The organism is Streptococcus pseudopneumoniae (genome assembly GCF_001074975.1).
GTDB lineage: Bacteria > Bacillota > Bacilli > Lactobacillales > Streptococcaceae > Streptococcus > Streptococcus pseudopneumoniae_D.
Map to the genome: position 1 here is coordinate 1 of NZ_JUUO01000046.1, position 6,711 is coordinate 6,711.

Sequence of the window (6,711 nt, forward strand, 5' to 3'; positions counted from 1 at the left end):
TATTGAATATGCCATAAGAAGATTATACCACATTGTGTACTGTTTTTGGTTCATTTTGCTATATATATAAAACAAAGTATGAAAACGTAACGCAATTTTAAGACTTTTTGGTAAATTAAGAGTATAATTAAAGTGTATTACCTTTTTTATAAGATAACAAGCTAATATAATAAATTTTAGCTTGCATATTTTTAAAATTTTATTTCAAGGAGGAATCATGGAAAAGTATTTTGGTGAAAAACAGCAGCGTTTTTCATTTAGAAAATTATCAGTAGGACTTGTCTCTGCAACGATTTCAAGTTTATTTTTTATGTCTGTATTAGGTAGTTCATCTGTAGAGGCTCAAGAGAATAAAGGTGTTCACTATAAATACGTGATAGATTCAGAGTTATCGTCAGAAGAAAAGAAGAAGCTTGTCTATGATATTCCGACATACATGGAGAATGATGATGAGACTTATTATCTTGTTTATAAATTAAATTCCCAAAATCAACTAGGAGAATTGCCAGATACTGGAAGCAAGAATGATATGAAAACTCTGGTTTCTGGTGCTAGCTTAGCGACTCTGGGGATTTTAATTTTTGCTGTTTCTAAGAAAAAAGTTAAGAATAAAACAGTATTACATTTAGTATTGGTTGCAGGAATAGGAAATGGTGTCTTAGTTTCAGCTCATGCTTTAGAAAATCATCTTTTGCTAAATTACAATACTGACTATGAATTAACCACAGGAGAAAAATTACCTCTTCCTAAAGAGATTTCAGGTTACACTTATATTGGATATATTAAAGAGGGGAAAACGACTTCTGATTCTGAAGCAAGTAATCAAGAGAAATCAGTAGCTACTCCCAAAACTCAACAAAAGGTAGATTATAGTGTTACACCGAATTTTGTAGAGAATCCATCAAAAGTACAAGCTATTCCGGAAGAAAAAACTGTTTCTTCAACTAAATCCACAGAAGTTCAAGTAGTTGAAAAAACTCTTTCTACAGAATTAACCAATCCAAGAAAAGAAGAGAAAAAATCTTCAGATTCTGCTGTAGTAAGTGATAAAGGCGAACCTGCAATCCAACCAGAGCTTCCCGAAGCAGTTGTGACTGATAAAGGTGAACCCGCAGTCCAAGCAGAGTTGCCAGCAGCAGTAGTCAGTGACAAAGGTGAACCTGCGATCCAGCCAGAGTTACCAGAAGCAGTTGTAAGCGCCAAAGGTGAACCTGAAGTTCAACCTGAATTGCCGGAAGCAGTTGTAACCGATAAAGGCGAATCTGCAGTTCAGCCTGCGTTACCAGAAGCTGTAGTAAGTGATAAAGGCGAACCCGAGATACAGCCTGAATTACCCGAAGCAGTTGTAAGCGCCAAAGGTGAATCTGAAGTTCAACCTGAATTGCCGGAAGCAGTTGTAACCGATAAAGGCGAACCTGCAATTCAGCCAGAGTTACCCGAAGCAGTAGTCAGTACCAAAGGTGAACCCGCAGTCCAACCTGAATTACCCGAAGCAGTAGTCAGTGCCAAAGGTGAACCCGCAGTTCAGCCTGCGTTACCAGAAGCAGTCGTGACTGATAAGGGTGAGCCTGAAGTTCAACCAGCGTTACCAGAAGCTGTAGTAAGTGACAAAGGTGGGCCTGAACAGGTAGCCCCACTTCCAGAATACACTGGTGATATTGATCAAGTAAAGCCAGATATTCCGACTGAAGAAACGAAAGAGCAGGATCCAGAAAAAACACTCGAATTAAGAAATGTTTCGGATATTGAGTTGTACAGCCAGACGAATGGGACTTATAGACAACATATTTCATTGGATGAAATTCCAAAGAATACGGATAATTACTTTGTCAAGGTAAAATCTTCGGCATTTAAAGATGTCTATCTACCAGTCGCCTCAATAACTGAAGAGGAAAGAAATGGTCAGCCAGTTTATAAAATTACAGCTAAGGCTGAGAAACTCCAGCAAGAGCAGAACAATAAATATGTCGACCATTTCACCTTCTACCTCGATAAGAAGTCTAAAGAGGAAAAGACAAACTTTACTTCCTTTAGTAATCTGGTCAAAGCTATAAACCAAAATCCCTCTGGAACCTATCATTTAGCGGCCAGCCTGAATGCTAACGAAGTGGAGCTTGATCCTGGTGATAAATCCTATATCAAGGGCACCTTTACTGGTCAGTTGATTGGTGAAAAAGATGGCAAGAATTATGCTATCTATAATTTGAAAAAACCTCTGTTTGAAAACTTGAGTGGTGCTACAGTAGAAAAACTAAGTCTAAAAAATGTTGCTATTTCAGGGAAAAATGATATTGGTTCACTGGCAAATGAAGCTACGAATGGCACAAAGATCAAACAAGTTCATGTCGATGGTGTTCTGGCTGGAGAACGTGGTATCGGTGGATTGCTTGCTAAGGCAGACCAATCAAGCATCGCAGAGAGCAGTTTCAAGGGAAGAATTGTCAATACCTATGAAACAACTGCTGCCTATAATATCGGTGGTCTGGTTGGTCATTTGACAGGAAATAAAGCTTCACTGACTAAATCAAAAGCGACAGTAGCCATTTCATCCAACACCAATAGTTCAGATCAGACTGTTGGTGGGCTAGCAGGTCTAGTAGACCAAGATGCGCATATACAGGATAGCTATGCTGAAGGTGATATCAACAATGTCAAGCACTTTGGTAGAGTTGCGGGTGTGGCTGGATATTTGTGGGATCGAAAGACGAATGAGGAACAGCATGCAGGAAGATTAACCAATGTACTAAGTGATGTCAATGTAACCAACGGGAATGCTATTACCGGTTACCACTACAATGGAATGAAGGTGAAGGACACATTCAGCAGCAAGGCGAACAGAGTATACAATGTCACCTTGGTTAGGGATGAAGTCGTCAGCAAAGAATCCTTTGAAGAAAGAGGAACAATGCTAGATGCTTCTGAAGTGACTAATAAAAAAGCAGAAATCAATCCTCTCACTCCTCCAACAGTGGAGCCCCTTTCAACAAGTGGTAGTAAAGAAAGTGATTTTTCTAAGGTGAAGCATTATCAAGCTAACCGTGCTTTGGTTTATAAGAACATTGAAAAATTGTTACCTTTCTATAACAAGGCGACCATCGTGAAATACGGAAACCTGGTCAAGGAGAACAGTCTCTTATATCAAAAAGAACTCTTGTCCGCAGTTATGATGAAGGATGACCAAGTAATCACAGATATTGTTTCTAACAAACAGACTGCAAATAAACTCTTGCTTCACTATCAGGACCATTCATCTGAGAAGCTCGATCTCAAGTACCAGACTGATTTTGCCAAGCTAGCAGAATATAGTTTAGGGGATACAGGACTCCTCTACACTCCAAATCAATTCTTGTATGACCAAGACTCTATCATTAAGCAAGTCGTACCTGACTTACAAAAGGTTGACTATAAGTCGGATGCCATCAGAAAGACACTCGGAATTTCTCCAGAGGTCAAGCAAACTGAGCTCTATCTGGAAGACCAGTTTGTCAAAACAAAACAAAATTTGGCAAACAGTTTGAAAAAACTTTTGTCAGCAGATGCTGGACTTGCTGGTGACAACTCAGTTACCAGAGGCTATCTTGTAGATAAAATCAAGAACAATAAGGAAGCCTTACTACTCGGTTTAACTTATTTAGAACGTTGGTATAACTTTAGCTATGGTCAAGTGAATGTCAAAGACCTAGTTATGTATCATCCGGACTTCTTTGGTAAAGGAAATACTTCACCACTAGATACTCTGATTGAGCTAGGTAAATCTGGCTTTAACAATCTTCTTGCTAAAAACAATGTCGATACCTATGCTATCAGTCTTGCCAGCCATCATGGAACGACAGATTTGTTTAGCACGTTGGAAAATTACCGAAAAGTCTTTCTACCAGACAAAACCAATAATGACTGGTTTAAATCACAGACCAAGGCTTACATTGTCGAAGAAAAATCCAATATCGAAGAGGTGAAAACGAAGCAAGGACTAATTGGCACCAAGTATTCTATTGGTGTCTATGACCGTATCACTAGTGCCACATGGAAATACCGCAATATGGTCTTGCCGCTCCTAACCTTGCCGGAGAAATCAGTCTTTGTCATCTCGACCATGTCTAGTCTAGGATTTGGAGCTTATGATCGTTACCGCAATAGTGACTACAAAGCTGGAGATGAACTCAATAAGTTTGTTGAAGATAATGCACGTGAAACAGCCAAGCGTCAGCGAGATCATTACGATTATTGGTATCGTATTTTAGATAAAGAAGGACGTGAAAAGCTCTATCGTACGATTCTAGTTTATGATGCCTATAAGTTTGGAGATGATACAACATCTGGAAAAGCTACAGTTGAGGCTAAGTTTGATAGTACCAATCCGGCGATGAAGAATTTCTTTGGTCCCGTGGGGAATAAAGTAGTTCACAATCATCATGGTGCTTATGCAACTGGAGATGGCGTTTACTATATGTCCTATCGTATGTTAGATAAGGATGGAGCTATCACCTATACCCATGAGATGACACATGATTCAGATCAGGATATTTACCTTGGTGGCTATGGTCGAAGAAGTGGATTAGGACCCGAGTTCTTCGCAAAAGGCTTATTGCAAGCTCCTGACCAACCAAGTGATGCAACCATTACCATCAACTCTATCTTGAAACATAAAACATCAGATAGTACAGAAGGTCAGCGATTGCAAGTGCTTGATCCAACTACAAGATTTAATAACGCAGAAGATCTTCAGAACTACGCCCACAATATGTTTGATGTCGTTTACATGTTGGAATATCTCGAAGGGCAATCTATCGTGAGACAGTTAGATGCTTATCAGAAAATGACGGCCTTGCGAAAAATCGAGAATAAATACGTGAAAGATCCTGCAGATGGAAACGATGTTTACGCTACTAACGTTGTACAAAATCTGACAGAAGAAGATGCCAAAAAATTGACTACCTTTGATAGTTTGATTACAAATAATATCTTGTCAGCTCGTGAATATAAGTCTGGGGAATATGAAAGAAACGGTTACTATACGATTAAACTCTTCGCCCCAATCTATTCGGCTCTGAGCAGTAAGGGAACTCCGGGTGATTTGATGGGACGTAGGATTGCTTATGAACTTCTGGCTGCCAAAGGCTTTAAGGATGGAATGGTACCTTATATCTCAAACCAATACGAAGAAGTTGCCAAACAAAACGGTAAAATCATCAATCTCTATGGTAAAGAACGAGGATTGGTGACAGATGATCTTGTTTTGGAAAAGGTATTTGAAGGGAAGTATTCTTCTTGGGCAGATTTCAAGAAAGCTATGTACCAAGAACGGGTGGATCAGTTTAGAAACTTGAAGCAGGTTACCTTCAACGATCCAACTAAATCTTGGGCAAGTTTTGCAAGAAAGACGATTCATAGTGTAGAAGAACTGCAGCGATTAATGGACGAAGCTGTCCGTAAGGATGCAGATGAGAATCGTTATTCTTGGGACAACTATAATCCAGAATATGATAGTGCAGTTCATAAGTTAAAGAGAGCAGTATTTAAGGCCTATCTAAATCAAACTGATGATTTTAGAAGTTCAATTTTCAAGAATAAAAAATAGTGTTTACTATTAGGAAATAAAATTAAAGAAGGTGATTACGATTGTCATTATTTAAAAAAGAACGGTTTTCAATCCGAAAAATCTGTGGGATTGTTGGTTCGGTGTTACTCGGAAGTGTCTTGGTTGCACCGTCAGTAATTCATGCTTCTACCTATCATTATGTTGAAAAAAGCGCTCTTACAAAGGAAGAACAAAGCAAGATTCAGGCAGGAATTCCTACTGATAATGAAGCAAGTTATGCTCTTATTTATCAGCAGGAAGCTCTTCCTGCAACAGGTTCATCGACTTCTGTGTTTACAGCTTTAGGTCTATTAGCTGTTGGTAGTTTAGTCCTTTTGGTTCATAAAAAGAAAAAAGTTAGTAGTTTGTTCTTAGTTACTACTATCGGACTGATTAGTCTTTCTAGTATGCAAGCACTCGATATAAGCAATCCTTTGAAAGATCCAAGTAATGAAGGAGTAGTTCAAATTGCTGGATATCGTTATATTGGATACTTACCTCTTGATGATGATGTAATCTCAGAAATTCAACATAAAGCTGAGGGGACAAAAAATGTTCCAGTATCTGAAATTCAAAGTGTTCATAATGAAGCACCTAAAGCAGAAAAACCAGAGTACACTGCTCCAGTAGGTACAGTTCCAGATGAGGCTCCTAAGGCTGAGAAACCAGAACATACAGCACCAGTTGGTGGTAATCTGGTTGAGCCGGAAGTTCATGAAAAACCAGAATACACTAAACCTGTGGGCACAGTCCCAGATGAAGCGCCTAAAGCTGAGAAACCAGAGTACACTCAACCTGTGGGTACAGTGCCTGACGAAGCACCTAAAGCTGAGAAGTCAGAGTACACTGCTCCAGTAGGCACAGTGCCTGACGTTGCTCCTAAGTATGAGAAGCCAGCATACACTGAGCCTGTAGGTATGGCTCCAGACGAAGCACCTAAAGCAGAGAAACCAGAATACACTCAACCAGTGGGCACAGTACCTGATGAAGCACCTAAAGCTGAGAAACCAGAATATACAGCACCAGTTGGTGGTAATCTGGTAGAACCTGAGGTTCAACCAGCCTTACCCGAAGCTGCTGTAACTGAAAAAGGTGAGCCGGAAGTTCAACCAGTCTTACCAGAAGCTGCTGTA

2 protein-coding genes are annotated in these 6,711 nt (G+C 39.5%); both read left to right on the forward strand.

The window, feature by feature from the left end:
- Positions 1-217: 217 nt before the first annotated feature.
- Positions 218-5,578, forward strand: a complete 5,361-nt coding sequence (locus ADI86_RS02240; protein ID WP_049531614.1) for a ZmpA/ZmpB/ZmpC family metallo-endopeptidase — start codon at positions 218-220, stop codon at positions 5,576-5,578.
- A 41-nt stretch (positions 5,579-5,619) separates the two neighbouring features.
- Positions 5,620-6,711, forward strand: a 1,092-nt coding sequence (locus ADI86_RS12415) for an SIALI-17 repeat-containing surface protein (protein ID WP_049531615.1), incomplete at its 3' end; no start/stop codon positions are given.

Excerpts from the sequence above, each read along its gene's own strand:
- ADI86_RS02240 (WP_049531614.1), top strand. The coding sequence starts at position 218 with ATGGAAAAGTATTTTGGTGAAAAACAGCAGCGTTTTTCATTTAGAAAA.